Annotated in this window: 13 protein-coding genes; 1 reads left to right on the top strand and 12 read right to left on the bottom strand. The window is 71.1% G+C overall.

Annotated elements, in window-relative coordinates; translation table 11 throughout:
* Positions 1–2: 2 nt before the first annotated feature.
* From NMN56_RS10530 to pyrR, 3 genes are all read right to left on the bottom strand, one after another.
* Positions 3–1,289, bottom strand: coding sequence for a dihydroorotase (locus tag NMN56_RS10530; RefSeq protein ID WP_274038913.1), 1,287 nt, complete (start codon positions 1,287–1,289; stop codon positions 3–5).
* Position 1,290: 1 nt separating this feature from the next.
* Entirely contained in the window at positions 1,291–2,310 is a 1,020-nt protein-coding gene (locus NMN56_RS10525; RefSeq protein WP_274038912.1) for an aspartate carbamoyltransferase catalytic subunit, read from the bottom strand.
* 157 nt (positions 2,311–2,467) lie between these two features.
* Complete coding sequence (pyrR, locus tag NMN56_RS10520; protein ID WP_274038911.1) at positions 2,468–3,082, bottom strand: bifunctional pyr operon transcriptional regulator/uracil phosphoribosyltransferase PyrR; 615 nt, start codon at positions 3,080–3,082, stop codon at positions 2,468–2,470.
* A 243-nt stretch (positions 3,083–3,325) separates the two neighbouring features.
* On the opposite strand from pyrR, the gene bldD reads away from it, so the two are divergent.
* Complete coding sequence (gene bldD / locus NMN56_RS10515; RefSeq protein ID WP_030875652.1) at positions 3,326–3,826, top strand: transcriptional regulator BldD; 501 nt, start codon at positions 3,326–3,328, stop codon at positions 3,824–3,826.
* Positions 3,827–4,377: 551 nt separating this feature from the next.
* On the opposite strand, the gene nusB is transcribed toward bldD, so the two are convergent.
* The 9 genes from nusB to mltG form a co-directional block, all read right to left on the bottom strand.
* Entirely contained in the window at positions 4,378–4,803 is a 426-nt protein-coding gene (nusB, locus tag NMN56_RS10510) for a transcription antitermination factor NusB (RefSeq protein ID WP_274038910.1), read from the bottom strand.
* 2 nt (positions 4,804–4,805) lie between these two features.
* A complete protein-coding gene (gene efp / locus NMN56_RS10505) occupies positions 4,806–5,372 on the bottom strand; it encodes an elongation factor P (protein WP_274038909.1) in 567 nt (188 codons plus the stop codon).
* 91 nt (positions 5,373–5,463) lie between these two features.
* Positions 5,464–6,594, bottom strand: coding sequence for an aminopeptidase P family protein (locus tag NMN56_RS10500; protein WP_274038908.1), 1,131 nt, complete (start codon positions 6,592–6,594; stop codon positions 5,464–5,466).
* Positions 6,595–6,707: 113 nt separating this feature from the next.
* Positions 6,708–7,667, bottom strand: a complete 960-nt coding sequence (locus NMN56_RS10495; RefSeq protein ID WP_274038907.1) for an AAA family ATPase — start codon at positions 7,665–7,667, stop codon at positions 6,708–6,710.
* 183 nt (positions 7,668–7,850) lie between these two features.
* Positions 7,851–8,945, bottom strand: a complete 1,095-nt coding sequence (aroB, locus tag NMN56_RS10490) for a 3-dehydroquinate synthase (RefSeq protein WP_274038906.1) — start codon at positions 8,943–8,945, stop codon at positions 7,851–7,853.
* The gene (locus tag NMN56_RS10485) at positions 8,942–9,466 is read right to left on the bottom strand and encodes a shikimate kinase (protein ID WP_430542522.1); all 525 of its coding nucleotides are present in this window, start codon (positions 9,464–9,466) and stop codon (positions 8,942–8,944) included. The genes aroB and NMN56_RS10485 overlap by 4 nt, the downstream gene beginning before the upstream one ends.
* A complete protein-coding gene (aroC, locus tag NMN56_RS10480) occupies positions 9,463–10,656 on the bottom strand; it encodes a chorismate synthase (protein ID WP_274038905.1) in 1,194 nt (397 codons plus the stop codon). The genes NMN56_RS10485 and aroC overlap by 4 nt, the downstream gene beginning before the upstream one ends.
* Positions 10,657–10,864: 208 nt before the next feature.
* Positions 10,865–11,758, bottom strand: coding sequence for a shikimate dehydrogenase (locus NMN56_RS10475; RefSeq protein WP_274038904.1), 894 nt, complete (start codon positions 11,756–11,758; stop codon positions 10,865–10,867).
* Entirely contained in the window at positions 11,758–13,500 is a 1,743-nt protein-coding gene (gene mltG / locus NMN56_RS10470; protein WP_274038903.1) for an endolytic transglycosylase MltG, read from the bottom strand. Before mltG ends, NMN56_RS10475 begins: the two co-directional genes overlap by 1 nt.
* Positions 13,501–13,574 lie beyond the last annotated feature (74 nt).

Genomic DNA, 13,574 nt, shown 5'->3' with positions numbered 1-13,574 from the left:
GCTCACGCCAGCTTCCCGTCCACGACCGTCGCGCGGCCCCGCAGCCAGGTGTGGGTGACGCGTCCGGGCAGCTCACGGCCCTCGTAGGGGGTGTTGCCGCTGCGGGAGGCGAAGCCCGCGGGGTCCACTTCTCCACGGTAAGCCGGGTCGACGAGGACGAGGTTGGCGGGCTCGCCGGGTGAGACGGGCCGCCCGTGCCCTTCGAGGCGCCCGATGGCAGCCGGGCGGTACGACATACGGTCGGCGACCTGCGCCCAGTCGAGCAGCCCGGTGTCGACCATGGTGTGCTGCACCACGGAGAGCGCGGTCTCCAGGCCGATCATCCCCATGGCCGCCGCACCCCACTCGCAGTCCTTGTCCTCGTGCGGGTGCGGGGCGTGGTCGGTGGCGACGCAGTCGATGGTGCCGTCGGCCAGCGCCTCGCGCAGGGCCATCACATCGGCCTCGGTACGCAGGGGCGGGTTGACCTTGTAGACGGGGTCGTACGAACGGACCAGCTCGTCGGTGAGCAGCAGATGGTGCGGAGTGACCTCGGCGGTGACGTTCCAGCCCTTGGACTTGGCCCAGCGCACGATCTCGACGGATCCTGCGGTCGACAGGTGGCAGATGTGGACGCGGGAGCCGACGTGCGCGGCGAGGAGCACGTCGCGGGCGATCACGGACTCCTCGGCGACGGCGGGCCAGCCCTGGAGCCCGAGTTCGGCGGAGACGGTGCCCTCGTTCATCTGGGCGCCCTCGGTCAGCCGGGGCTCCTGGGCGTGCTGTGCGATGACGCCGTCGAACGCCTTCACGTACTCCAGCGCACGCCGCATGATCACCGCGTCGTCCACGCACTTGCCGTCGTCGGAGAAGACCCGCACCCCGGCCGCCGAGTCGTGCATGGCGCCCAGTTCGGCGAGCTTGCTGCCCTCCAGGCCGACGGTGACGGCGCCCACGGGGCGTACGTCGCAGTAGCCGTGCTCCTTGCCCAGCCGCCACACCTGCTCGACCACGCCGGCCGAGTCGGCGACGGGAAAGGTGTTGGCCATGGCGTGTACGGCGGTGAAGCCGCCGGCCGCCGCAGCGCGGGTACCGGTGAGGACCGTCTCGGAGTCCTCGCGCCCCGGCTCGCGCAGGTGGGTGTGCAGGTCGACGAGCCCGGGCAGCAGTACGGCGCCTCCGGCCTCGATGACATCGGCGCCGGGTGCCTCCAGGCCGCGCCCCACTGCGGAGACGGTGCCGTTCTCGATCACGACGTCCTGCGGCTCGCCGCCGAGGAGCTTGGCCCCGCGGATAAGGGTGTGGGTCATGTCAGTTGTTCTCCTCGGCGGTGGAGGGGCGGACCTGAGCGCCGCGCTCGGGGGTGGCGGCGGGCGCCTGGTGGGTGGTCACGGCGGGTTCGGCGCCGCCGAGCAGCAGGTACATCACGGCCATGCGGGTGCTCACACCGTTGGCGACCTGTTCGACGGCGGTGCAGCGGGGCGAGTCGGCGACCTGCGCCGTGATCTCCATGCCCCGGTTCATGGGCCCGGGGTGCATCACGATCGCGTGGTCGGGCATCCGGGCCATGCGCTCCCCGTCGAGCCCGTAGCGCCGCGCGTACTCGCGCTCGGTGGGGAAGAAGGCCGCGTTCATCCGCTCGCGCTGCACCCGCAGCATCATCACGGCGTCCGACTTGGCGAGCACGGCGTCCAGGTCGTACGACACCTCGCACGGCCAGCTCTCGACCCCGAAGGGCACCAGCGTGGGCGGTGCGACGAGGGTGACATGGGCGCCGAGCGTGCTGAGCAGATGGACATTGGAGCGGGCGACGCGGCTGTGCAGGATGTCCCCGACGATCGTGATGCGCTTGCCCGCGAGGTCGGCTCCCTCCTCGCCCACCAGCCGGCGCCGCATGGTGAAGGCGTCCAGCAGGGCCTGGGTGGGGTGCTCGTGGGTGCCGTCACCCGCGTTGATGACGGAGCCGCCGATCCAGCCCGAGGTGGCCAGCCGGTGCGGGGCACCCGACTCGCCGTGCCGGATGACGACGGCGTCGGCACCCATGGCCTCCAGGGTGAGCGCGGTGTCCTTGAGGGACTCGCCCTTGGAGACGGAGGAGCCCTTCGCCGAGAAGTTGATGACATCGGCCGACAGGCGCTTGGCCGCGGCCTCGAACGAGATCCGGGTGCGGGTGGAGTCCTCGAAGAACAGATTGACGATGGTACGGCCGCGCAGTGTCGGCAGCTTCTTGATCGGCCGGTCGGCGAACCTGGCCATCTCCTCGGCTGTGTCGAGGACGAGGACGGCGTCGTCGCGGGTGAGGTCGGAGGCCGAGATGAGGTGGCGCTTCATCTGTTGCCTGATGCCTTCCGTGGATGGGATGTGGGTTCATCGCGATGGGCGCTGCGGGGCGCTGCCCGCGCACGCGGGACCAGCCGCGCGCAGGCGTGGGTGCCGGGGCTGCCCGGGTACGGGTGTCCCGGCCGCCGTGGGATGTGCGCGGACGCGCCTAACCCGCGGGCGCCGTGCCGCGCGGGGCGCGCGTGTCCCCCGGGGTGTCCTTGGGCTCATGCGTGCCGAGCAGTACGCCGTCGCGGCCGTCCTCCTCGGTGAGCTGGACCTTGACGGTCTCCCGCTGGGAGGTGGGCAGGTTCTTGCCGACGTAGTCGGCGCGGATCGGAAGCTCCCGGTGACCGCGGTCGACCAGAACGGCGAGCTGGACCGCGCGCGGGCGGCCGATGTCACCCAGGGCATCGAGCGCGGCGCGGATCGTGCGGCCGGAGTAGAGCACGTCGTCGACGAGTACGACGAGCCGTCCGTCGACGCCGTCAGCGGGGATCTCGGTACGCGCCAGAGTCCGCGCGGGGCCCATACGGAGATCGTCGCGGTACATCGTGATGTCGAGCGAACCGACGGGGATCGCTCCGCCGGTGATCTCTTCGAGCTTGTCGGCCAGCCTCCGCGCGAGGAAGACGCCGCGGGTGGGAATGCCGAGAAGTACCACGTCGTCGGCGCCCTTGGCGCGCTCGACGATCTCGTGGGAGATACGGGTGAGAACCCGCGCGATGTCCGGCGCCTCCAGAACGGGGCGTGCCGGACGCGGGTCTGCGTTGCTGTCGTCCATGAAAAACCGGACCTCCTTCCCCGCCTCACTGGACGGGCCTTAAAGGACGTCAATCTGTCGCCGACCCACGTTACCAGGGCCCTGCCCAGGCCCCCGCGCGGGGTGCGGACCTCCGTCTGGACCCCTCCGGCTTGACGCGGCACATTACGCTGCGTAACCTCACAGTGAGTTACGAAAGGCGGCGCAGCCCCACGCGGCGGAGCCGCTCAGCGATTCAGCGCGATACAGCGTCCGGGGAGCCTTATGTCCAGCGAATACGCCAAACAGCTCGGAGCCAAGCTCCGCGCCATCCGCACCCAGCAGGGCCTCTCCCTCCACGGTGTCGAGGAGAAGTCCCAGGGCCGTTGGAAGGCCGTCGTGGTGGGCTCGTACGAGCGCGGCGACCGGGCCGTGACCGTGCAGCGTCTCGCCGAGCTGGCGGACTTCTACGGGGTGCCGGTGCAGGAACTGCTGCCTGGCACCACACCTGGCGGGGCCGCCGAGCCGCCGCCGAAGCTCGTCCTCGACCTGGAGCGCCTGGCCCACGTGCCGGCCGAGAAGGCCGGTCCCCTCCAGCGGTACGCGGCGACGATCCAGTCGCAGCGCGGGGACTACAACGGCAAGGTCCTCTCCATCCGCCAGGACGACCTGCGGACCCTGGCCGTCATCTACGACCAGTCCCCCTCCGTCCTGACCGAACAGCTCATCAGCTGGGGCGTCCTCGACGCTGACGCCCGTCGCGCGGTCTCCCACGAGGACGTGTAAGGGCCCCAGCCCCACCCGCCACCCGCCTTCCCGACCGCGGCCCCTCCTTCCCGCCGCAACGACGGGAAGCGGCCGGGCTCGGCACCGCCGTCCCCGTACACGGCGGCCAAGCACCATCGCCGCGGAAAAGAAGGGCACCCCCTTCTTCCCGCCGCAACGGCGAAAACCCACCAACGCAACCCGGCGGAAAGAGGAGCACCCCCCTCTCCCCGCCGCAACGGCGAGAAGCGAATCAACGCAACCCGGCGGTGCCAAGCCATCCGTGACCCACGCCAAAACAGCGGGAAACGGCCGGCTCGGCACCGCCGTACTCGTACACCGTGACCAAGCACCGTCGCGGCGAAAAAGAACGCCCCCCGCCGCAACAGCGAGAAGCCATCAACGCAACCCGGCGGTGCCCAACCGCCCGTAACTCACGCCAAACGGCGGGAGCCGGCGGGAACCAGCCGACCCGGCACCGCCCCGGCGGAAAAGGCTCGGGTGGCCGGCCCAAGAAAGCGGTGTGCCCTCTCACTCATGTGAGAGGGCACACCGATGTCAGCGAGGGTCTGTCAACGCAAGAGCCCCGGCTTGAGCTCCTTCAGGCGGCCGAGCAGGCCGTTGATGAAGTTCGGGGACTCGTCGGTCGAGAATTCCTTCGCGAGCTGGATGGCCTCGTCGATGACGACCGCGTCGGGCACGTCGTCGACCCACAGCAGCTCGTAGACGCCCAGCCGCAGGATGCTTCGGTCCACGTCGGGCATTCGGTCGAGCGTCCAGTCCACCGCGTAGGTGGACAGCAGCTCGTCGATGCGTGGGGCGTTGCCCGCGTAGCCCTCGACGAGCGCCATCGTGTATTCGGTGACGGGGGGCTGGCGGGAGTCGGTCCGGGCGAGCCGCAGCCAGTCCGCCAGCACGGTCTGCACATCGGCGTCGCGCTGGTCGGCCTCGAAGAGGATCTGGAAGGCGCGCTTACGGGCCTTGGTGCGGGCAGCCACGGTTAGCTGTTCACCCGGCCGAGGTATTCACCGGAGCGGGTGTCGACCTTGATCTTCTCACCGGTGGTGATGAAGAGCGGGACCTGGATGCTGTAGCCGGTCTGCAGCTCGGCGGGCTTGGAACCGCCGGTGGAGCGGTCGCCCTGGACGCCCGGCTCGGTGTGCTTGATGTCCAGCTCGACGGCGGCAGGCAGCTCGACGTAGAGCACCTCGCCCTCGTGCTGCGCGACGGTCGCCTCGAAGCCCTCGATGAGGTAGTTGGCGGCGTCGCCGACGACCTTGCGGTCGATGTGGAGCTGGTCGAATGTCTGCATGTCCATGAACACGAAGTAATCGCCGTCCATGTACGAGAACTGCATGTCACGGCGGTCCACGGTGGCCGTCTCGACCTTGGTACCAGCGTTGAACGTCTTGTCGACAATCTTGCCCGACAGGATGTTCTTGAGCTTGGTGCGGACGAAAGCGGGGCCCTTGCCGGGCTTGACGTGCTGGAACTCAACGACGGACCAGAGCTGGTCGGCGTCGAGCTTGAGCACCATGCCGTTCTTGAGGTCGTTCGTGGATGCCACGGTCGCGGAATCTCCTGAGACTGCTGCTGCGGAGACCAAGGCGGCTGCCGCACCTCCGGGAGCGCCCCGGAGGGCCAGGCCCGGTGCGGGGCTAGAGGGCGAGCAGTTCCTTGGTCGTGATGGTGAGTAGCTCGGGTCCGCCGTCCGCCTGCGGGCGAACGACGAGCGTGTCGTCGATCCGGACGCCGCCCCGGCCCGGGAGATGGACCCCCGGTTCGACGGTGACCGGCACACAAGCGTCCAGTTTACCCATGGCCGCAGGTGACAGCCGAGGGTCCTCACCAATTTCCAGTCCCACACCGTGCCCCGTCGACTCCCCGAGCCCCGCACCGTGCCCCGCGGAGACGAGCACCTGGCGCGCGGCCCTGTCCACCTCGCGGCACTCGGTTCCGGGTCCTAGCGCCTCCCGGGCAGCCCGCTGAGCGGCGAAGACGTTGTCGTACAACTCGATCTGCCAGTCGTCGGGCGCCGTGCCGATGACGAACGTACGGCCGATCTGGCAGCAGTATCCGCGGTAGCGAGCGCCCAGGCGCACGGTGAGAAAGTCACCTTCTTCCACACGCCGGTCGGTCGGCCGGTGTCCGGGAAGTCCGGAGTTGTGCCCGGTGGCGACGGACGTGGGAAAGGCCGCGCCCTCCGCCCCATGGTCGATCAGCCGCCGTTCCAGCTCCAGCGCGAGGTGCCGTTCCGTGCGCCCGACGAGGATCGACTCCAGCAGCTCGCCGAGTGCCTGGTCGGTGATCTCGGCGGCGATACGGAGCGCGGAGATCTCCTCCTCGTCCTTGACCACGCGCTGCTGCTCAACGGCCGGCCCGAGGTCGGCCAGCCGGAGCGAGGGCGCAGCCGTGCCCAGGGCACGGTGCCTGGCGACGGTCAGATGGTGCTCCTCGACGGCGAGGGTGCGGCCTCCGCCCTTCTCGGCGAGCGTCGCGGCGGCGACGACCGCGTCCACGTCCGCCGAGGCGTCACCCGGCAGCACGGTCTCGCGCAGATCGTCGGCGGGGTGTGCACCATGGGCGGGGCCCTCGCCGGGGAGGGAGACCAGGGTGTCGGCCCCGTCGGGTCCCAGCAGCAGCACGCTGCCGGGAGCTGCGCGGCCCGTGAGGTAACGGACGTTGGCGGGACGGGAGATCAGCACCGCGTCTGCGGGGCCGTCGTGGGCCGTGCTCGCCGCACAGCGGTCTCGCAGTCGTGTGCGGCGGGACACATGCACCTCGGACATATGGCGAGGGTACGCACAGGGAGCTGGTGCGGCCGTCCGGACAGGGCCGTGCGGGCGACGGGCGCTCGCGGTCGGCCGGCGAGGGCCGGCGCCGCGGGTGCGTTCCGGGGCCGCTACCAGCTCAGGGGGCTGGCGAGGCTGCGGGCCACGACGTTGTCGAGCATGCGGGCCGTACTGGCCACGTCCTGCCGGGAGTTGTCGATGATCGGCAGGCCCGAGCCGTACCAGCCCGCCATCCGGCCGTGTATGTGGGCCACCTCCTCGTCGGACAGCCGCCTGTTGCCCGAGCGCGCGGCATTGCGCTCCAGGACGACGTCCAGCCCCGGCAGCAGGACGACGGGGATGAGTCCCGGGCCGACATGGCGCTTCCAGCCGCCGAGGCCGACGACGGGCCAGTCGGGGAAGACGGCGTCGTCCAGGACGCAGGAAACGCCGTTGGCCAGGAAGTTACGCGCGGCGAAGCCGCAGGTACGGCGTGCGAGGCGGTACTGGGCCTCCGAGTGGTCGTTCCAGCCGGCCTGCGGGTCGGCGAAGCCCGAGCGCACCCACTCCCGTACGTCGTCCAGGCTGATGTGCGCCGTGGGCACGGCGCGGTGCTCGGCCCAGTAGCGTGCCACGGTCGTCTTGCCCGCGCCCGCGGGGCCGATGAGCAGCACGGCCACTGCCGCACGCGTGCCGTCGAGCTGGGCCGGTCCCGCGTCAGGAGCGGGGATCTCCACGGGGGTGCCGGTCGGCAGCCTGATGTGCCCGGTCGTCTCGCTCGACGGCACCGCGCCGGCCGGCGGGCCCTGCTGCCCCGGTCCCGGCCCCGTGGGCGCGGGAGGCCCCTGCGGCGGGGACGGCTGCCGGGGCGGCTGGGGTGGCTGGGGCGATGGCTGCCGTTGCGGCTGCTGGGGCGGTGGCTGCTGCGGCGGCTGGCGCATCGGCTGCGGGGGGTGGGGCGGCTGGGGACGGTGCTGCGGGGGCTGGGGGTGGTGCTGTGCGGGGCCACCGGGCGCGAAGGGGCCTGGAGGGGGAACGGGCCGCTGTGCCCCGAAGCCTCCATAGGCGCCATGGGCACCGTAGTGCTGCATCCGGACCCCACTCCGTCTCACGTGTGCGGGCGCTGGCGGCCAGCGCCGTGTGTTGTGCGGGTACTGAACGTACCCCCCCGGCCGTCCCCGTATGAACGGCCGAGTCCGCTCCCGAGTGCCCGACGCACGGGAGCACCTCCACGGTTCCGGGAACGGCCCGGTACCGGATGTTCCGGAGCGCCCTCAGGCCGCGATCTCGGCGTGCGCTGCCAGCAGCATGGCGGGGTCGGGGCTCTCCAGGACGGAGGGCCTGGCCAGGCCCTCCAGGACGATGAAGCGCAGCCTGTCGCCCCGGGACTTCTTGTCGACCTTCATGGTGTCCAGGAGCTTGGGCCACTGGTCGCCCCTGTAGGTCACAGGCAGCCCGACGGCCTCCAGCACGGTGCGGTGCCTGTCGGCCGTCGCGTCGTCCAGTCGTCCGGCGATACGGCCCAGTTCGGCGGCGAAGACCATACCGACCGAAACGGCCGCGCCGTGGCGCCAGTTGTACCGCTCGTTCTTCTCGATCGCGTGCGCGAGGGTGTGCCCGTAGTTGAGGAACTCGCGGCGGCCGGACTCCTTCAGGTCGTCGGTGACGACCTCGGCCTTGACCCGGATCGAACGCTCGATCAGCTCGGCGGTGTGCGTGCCCTGGGGCGTACGCGCCGCGGCCGGGTCCTTCTCCACGAGGTCCAGGATCACGGGATCGGCGATGAAGCCCGCCTTGATGATCTCCGCGAGGCCGCTGACGTAGTCGTGGGTGCCCAGCGACTCCAGCGCGGCCAGGTCGCACAGGACTCCGGCCGGTGGGTGGAAGGCGCCGACGAGGTTCTTGCCCTCGGCCGTGTTGATACCGGTCTTGCCGCCGACGGCGGCGTCCACCATGCCCAGGACCGTGGTCGGTACGGCGATCCAGCGCACTCCACGCAGCCAGGTGGCCGCCACGAACCCGGCGATGTCGGTCGTGGCCCCTCCCCCGACGCCGACGATCACATCGGTACGGGTGAAGCCGGTCTGGCCGAGCGCCTTCCAGCAGTAGGCGGCGACCTCGGCGGTCTTGGACTCCTCGGCGTTGGGCAGCTGGACGGCGACGGCCTCGTAGCCCTGCTCCGCCAGGTCCTCGCGGAGTGCCTCACCGGTCCCGGCGAGCGCCTCGGGGTGCAGGACGGCGACGCGGCGCGCTTCCTGGCCGATCAGAGCGGGGAGTTCGTCGAGCAGTTGCCGCCCGACGAGCACGTCGTAGGGTTCCGTGCCCGCCGTGCCCCCCACGGTGATGCGGGTGAGTGCCTGCTCCGTCATGCTTTCTTGAGCTCCAATGCGTCGAGGATCGCCTCGGCGACCTCTTCGGGTGTGAGGTCCTCGGTACTGATGACCATGCGCGCGACCTCGGTGTACAGCGGCCTGCGCTCGTCCATCAGCTTGCGCCACTGCTGGCGCGGGTTGATGACGAGCAGCGGGCGGGGCGCGTCCAGGCCGACGCGCTTGACGGCCTCATGGACGCCCATCTCCAGATAGACCACGGGCTGCCCGGCCAGCAGGCCGCGGGTCTCCTCGGAGAGCACCGCTCCGCCGCCCAGCGCGAGCACGCCCCTGTGTTCGGCGAGCGCGGTCCGTACGGCGGCCCGTTCCAGCTCGCGGAAGCTGTCCTCGCCGTCGTCGAGGAAGATCTCGGAGATGGCCTTGCCCGCCGTCCGCGCGACGTCCTGGTCGGTGTCGCGGCAGTCGACGCCCAGCCGTTCGGCGAGGATCTCGCCGACGGTCGACTTGCCGACACCCATGGGCCCGACGAGGACGACGGCGGGGCCCGCGACGGCCGTCACTTGATGTCCAGGTTGTCGAGGAAGCCGTTGACGTTGCGGCGGGTCTCGGTGACGCTGTCGCCGCCGAACTTCTCCGCCACCGAGTCCGCCAGCACCAGCGCGACCATCGCCTCGGCGACGATGCCGGCCGCTGGTACGGCACACACGTCCGAGCGCTGGTGGTGGGCCCGTTCGGCCTCTCCCGTGCTCACGTCCACGGTGGCCAGCGCGCGGGGCACGGTCGCGATCGGCTTCATCGCGGCCCGTACGCGCAGGAGTTCGCCCGTGGACAGGCCGCCCTCGGTGCCGCCGGAACGGCCCGAGGCACGGCGGATGGCACCGCCGGGCTGCTCGGGGGCCAGGATCTCGTCGTGTGCCTGCGAGCCGGGGACCCGCGCGAGCCCGAAGCCGTCGCCCAGCTCCACACCCTTGATCGCCTGGATGCCCATCAGCGCGCCGGCGAGCCGCGAGTCCAGGCGCCGGTCCCAGTGCACGTGCGAGCCGAGCCCGACGGGCACGCCGTGTGCGACGACCTCGACCACACCGCCGAGGGTGTCGCCGTCCTTGTGTGCCTGGTCGATCTCCGCGACCATCGCCTCGCTCGCGTCGGCGTCCAGGCAGCGCACGGGGTCGGCGTCCAGCCGCTCCACGTCGCCGGGCACGGGGACCGTGCCGTACGGCGCCCGCGCTCCGCCCAGCTCCACGACGTGCGAGACGATCTCGATCCCGGCTACCTCGCGCAGGAACGAGCGTGCGACGGTGCCCAGCGCCACCCGGGCCGCCGTCTCGCGGGCCGAGGCGCGCTCCAGGATCGGGCGTGCCTCGTCGAAGCCGTACTTCTGCATTCCGGCCAGGTCGGCGTGGCCGGGGCGGGGGCGGGTGAGGGGGGCGTTGCGCGCCAGTTCGGCCAGTTCGGCGGGGTCGACGGGGTCGGCCGCCATGACCTTCTCCCACTTGGGCCACTCGGTGTTGCCCACCATGACGGCGACAGGGGAACCGAGCGAGGCACCGTGGCGTACGCCGCCGAGGAAGGTGACCTCGTCGCGCTCGAACTTCATCCGCGCACCACGGCCGTAGCCGAGACGCCTGCGCGCCAGCTCGTCCGCCACCATGTCCGTGGTGACGGGAACGCCGGCGGGCAGCCCCTCCAGCGTCGCCACGAGTGCGGGGCCGTGCGACTCCCCCGCCGTCAGCCAGCGCAACCTGCTCAACGGTGCTCCTCTCAGCCGCCGCGCGGCCCGCTCAATGTGTGTTTCCGATCCTGCCACGTACGGCGCCACCGCCTCGCAACGGCCCGGATGCCGGACGGCTCGCCGCCCGGCCCCAGGACGCGGGCGGGCAGCCACCGCTGGTGGGCGGCGGACCGTGCCGTGCACAGGCGCGTACGGGGAGCCGTGCAAGGGAAGCGCCGTACGGAGATCAGGAGCGTGCGCGCAGCTCGGCCTCGCCCGCGGCACGCATGGCGGCCAGCGGCGCGGGACGGCAGCCCGTCATCTGCTCGACCTGGAGCACCGCCTGGTGGACCAGGAGATCAAGGCCGCCGACGACGGGCCCGTTCCAGGCGGCGGCGAGCGCCGTCGGCCAGGGGTCGTAGACGACGTCGAAGAGCGTGCCCCCGACGGCGGGCGCCGCGTACGCGAGCCCGTCGGTCGCCCCCACGGGCGTGGTGGCGATCACGAGCGGGGCGCGCAGGCCCGCGGCGGCCGAGGCCCAGTCCTCCGTACGGACGGCGACGCCGAGCCGCTCGCCCCACCCGCGCATCTCGCGCGCCCGTTCCTCGCTGCGTACGTACGCGGTGACCTCGCCCCTGACCACGCGCGCGAGCGCGGCGAGCGCCGAGGACGCGGTGGCGCCCGCACCGAGAACGGTGGCGCTCTCCACGCGTTCGACACCGCGCTCACGCAGGGCTGCCGTCATTCCGGGGATGTCCGTGTTGTCACCGAGCCGCCGTCCGTCGTCGGTGAAGACCACCGTATTGACGGCCTCGACGGAGGCGGCCGTCTCGCTGATCTCGTCGAGCAGCGGGATCACGGCGCGCTTGAGCGGCATGGTCAGGGAGAGGCCGGCCCACTGCTCGTCCAGGTCGGCGAGGAAGCCGGCGATGCCGGTCTCGTCGACCTCGTGGAGACCGTACGACCAGGTGTCCAGGCCGAGTTCGGCGTACGCCGCGCGGTGCAGCGCCGGAGAGAGGGAGTGCGCGATGGGGGACCCGAGGACGGCGGCGCGTCTCGTACGTGCCTGGCGGCGCCCCTCCGGGCGCTCTCCCTCCCGCGTTCCGCCGGTGTGTGACCCCTGGTGCACCTGGTGGGGCATCAGCCGCCGTTCCCTTTCTTCTTGCCGTTCTCACGCTGGACCTCGTTGAAGTCCTCGACGTTCTTCTGGTGTTCGTTCTCGTCGGCCGTGAAACGGGTGTCTCCCGGTTTGACGGTGACGAAGAAGAGCCAGTCGCCCTTCGTCGGCTTGAGCGCGGCCTCTATCGCCTGGTGGCCGGGGTTGCCGATGGGGCCGGGCGGGAGGCCCTTGTGGAGGTAGGTGTTGTACTTCGAGGGGTACTTCGTATCGGTCAGGCTGGTGTCGAGCGTGGAGCGGCCCATCGCGTAGTTGATGGTCGAGTCGAAGCCGAGCCGCATGTCCTGGTCGAGCCGGTTGTAGATGACCCGGGAGACCTTGCCGAACTCGTGGTCCTGCTGGGCCTCGGCCTGGACGAGGGAGGCGACGGTGATGATCTGTTCCGGCGTCTTGCCCGCCTTCTTCGCCGCCGACTCCAGACCGGTCTTGGCGTACTCCGCCTCGGCCCGCGCGACCATCTGCTTGAGGACGTCCGCCGGCTCGCTGTCCTTGCCGACGCTGTACTTCGACGGGAAGAGGAAACCTTCCGGTTTGCCCCTCGCCCACTTCGGCAGGCCGATCTTCCCGGAACCGGCCGCCTTCTTGGTGGTGCCCTTGGGGACGTCGAGCTTCTTGTCGATGGCCTCGTAGACCTGACTGGCACGCCAGCCCTCCGAGACGATCAGGCCGTTCTGGCTGGCCGGGTCGAGCATCAGATCGACGGCGTTGGCTCCGGACATCTGCTTACGGAGCGTGTATGTACCGGCCTGGATGCTCTGTGCCTTCTTGTTGTCGCCCGCCGCGTCCACGAAGGCGCCGGGGCTCTTGACGACGCCCTCGCGCTTGAGGACCTCGCCCATGTCGGCGAGGGAGGCGCCGTCGGGGATGTCGACCATCACGTCGCCCGAGCCGGGGCCTGCGAAGTCCGGGGCGGGGGCGAAATGTGCCTGGTAGAAGTCGTAGCCGAAGTAGCCGACCACGCCGACGCCTGCCACGAGGACGAGCGAGACGACCACACAGGCACAGCCGCTCTTGCGCTTGGTCTCGCCGCCGCGCTTCTTGGACTTGCCACCCCTGCGTCCGCGCCGGCCGCCCTCGTCGTCCTCGTCCAGGAAGTCCAGCTCGTCCTCGTCACGCTCCGTGAAGAAGGCGTGCTCGCCCTGGTCGGGCCCCGGGTCCCAGCCGGTGTCGGGGTCGGGGTCGACGGGGCCCGGCTGGTGCGGCGGTGCCGGCTGCTCGCGCAGGTACTGCGGCTGCTGCTGGGGGTAGCCGCCCTGGGCCTGCGCCCCCTGGTAGCCGGGGTAGGCGGGCTGCTCGCCCGTGCCGTACGGGTCAACGGGAGGGATGCCGTACGGATCGGTGCCGACGCCGCCGTACGACGGATCGTAGTGCTGGCCCCCACCCTGGGTGTCCCAGCCGCCGCCGTACTGCTGATAAACGGGCTGCTGCTGCACGGGCTGCTGGTACTGCTGCTGCTCCTGGTACTGCGGCTGCTGCGGCGGGTACTGCTGCTGTTGCGGGTACGGCGGCTGCTGCTGGTAGTACGGCTGCTGGGCTCCGGGATCAGCGGGGTATCCGGGCTGACCCTCGTAACCGCCCTGCTGAGGGGACTGATTCCAGCCGTCCTGGTAACCGGCGTGCTGACCACCGCCCCACTCCGGGTCCCCGTAAAGGGGATCCTCAGGGTGCCACGGTTGGGAACCAGGTCCCCGGCCATACTCAGTCATCGATCCCCTTGTGACGCGAGAGCGGCAGCCGGTGGACGCGCGTCGGGCGCTTGCTGCGGTATCCCCGCGCTGTG

The sequence above is a fragment of the Streptomyces iconiensis genome (assembly GCF_028657195.3).
In the GTDB taxonomy this organism is placed as follows: Bacteria; Actinomycetota; Actinomycetes; order Streptomycetales; family Streptomycetaceae; genus Streptomyces; species Streptomyces iconiensis.
The sequence above is the reverse complement of the archived record's forward strand: the minus strand, read 5'-3'. Positions and strand labels throughout refer to the sequence as shown.

Coding starts and splice junctions, on each gene's coding strand:
- NMN56_RS10500 (WP_274038908.1), bottom strand. CDS start 6,594: ATGTCCGAGGTGCATGTGTCCCGCCGCACACGACTGCGAGACCGCTGT.
- pyrR (WP_274038911.1), bottom strand. CDS start 3,082: ATGGACGACAGCAACGCAGACCCGCGTCCGGCACGCCCCGTTCTGGAG.
- NMN56_RS10530 (WP_274038913.1), bottom strand. CDS start 1,289: ATGACCCACACCCTTATCCGCGGGGCCAAGCTCCTCGGCGGCGAGCCG.
- mltG (WP_274038903.1), bottom strand. CDS start 13,500: ATGACTGAGTATGGCCGGGGACCTGGTTCCCAACCGTGGCACCCTGAG.
- bldD (WP_030875652.1), top strand. CDS start 3,326: ATGTCCAGCGAATACGCCAAACAGCTCGGAGCCAAGCTCCGCGCCATC.
- NMN56_RS10475 (WP_274038904.1), bottom strand. CDS start 11,758: ATGCCCCACCAGGTGCACCAGGGGTCACACACCGGCGGAACGCGGGAG.
- NMN56_RS10525 (WP_274038912.1), bottom strand. CDS start 2,310: ATGAAGCGCCACCTCATCTCGGCCTCCGACCTCACCCGCGACGACGCC.
- NMN56_RS10495 (WP_274038907.1), bottom strand. CDS start 7,667: ATGCAGCACTACGGTGCCCATGGCGCCTATGGAGGCTTCGGGGCACAG.
- aroB (WP_274038906.1), bottom strand. CDS start 8,945: ATGACGGAGCAGGCACTCACCCGCATCACCGTGGGGGGCACGGCGGGC.